2 protein-coding genes are annotated in these 793 nt (G+C 67.8%); both read left to right on the plus strand.

Annotated elements, in window-relative coordinates:
* Positions 1-182: hypothetical protein (locus ACYVDE_RS24820; protein WP_460504189.1), on the plus strand; the 182-nt coding region annotated here is incomplete at its 5' end.
* Positions 175-408 (plus strand): hypothetical protein, encoded by a 234-nt coding sequence (locus ACYVDE_RS24825; protein WP_460504190.1) that lies wholly within the window; start codon positions 175-177, stop codon positions 406-408. The genes ACYVDE_RS24820 and ACYVDE_RS24825, both read left to right, overlap by 8 nt.
* The last annotated feature ends 385 nt before the right edge of the window (positions 409-793 follow it).

Here is a 793-nt window from a genome sequence, read left to right on the forward strand (position 1 = left end):
CCGAGCTGCTGGAGGCCATTCGGCTCACCGAGCATTTTCTGGGCCTCTACGAGCACGGCCAGCGCCAGCCCGATGCCGGCAACGAGAACGGCCTGCGCTTCGACCTGGAAGCGCAGCGCAGCCGCCTGCGCGGCGTGGAAACGGTGCTGGGTCTGGGGAAGGGGAGGCAGGATAATGCCTAGCATCGTCGTACCCATCACGGCCGAACATGCGCCGGCCTTCCGCGAGTTGCTGCAGCTAACCGACCTGGTGGACCTCGTGGCGGAAACGTCGCGCACGACTGCTCAGGGCCCGGTGGTGCTGTTCACGCTGGAGGCGGGCCCCGGGGCTGGTATCAACTACTTCTTTCTGGGCAAAGCCTGGGCCGATGCCCTGCTGGTGAAGGGAGGAGTGGATGGTGCTCACTAACCCCCAGATGGTATCACCCGCCGCGCGGCCGCCCCCGGTGCCGGCCGCGCCACATGCTGATACTTCAGCAGCCCCGTCGTCTATCGAAGACCCGCTGGTTTCCTCACCGGAGTGGAAATCCTACGTGCCAGCGGATGCCAGCTCGACGCTGGCCGGGTGCGCACAGGGTCTGCAGCCGCAGTCTCGGCCCGGTGCAGCAGGGGAGGACACGCCCCGGCTGGCCGCGCCACCTTTTTCCCGCTTTCTCCTTTCCTCCCGCTCATTCCTTCCCGGATGCTGCCTCTTCCCCTTACCCTGGCCAGGGCCCGCCGCCTCTGGCACCAGGACTTCGAAGCCCAGTGCGCCGCCCAGCCCCTGCAGCTGCGCTGCCGTACCCACCGCGCCC

The sequence above is a fragment of the Hymenobacter agri genome, from assembly GCF_054778495.1.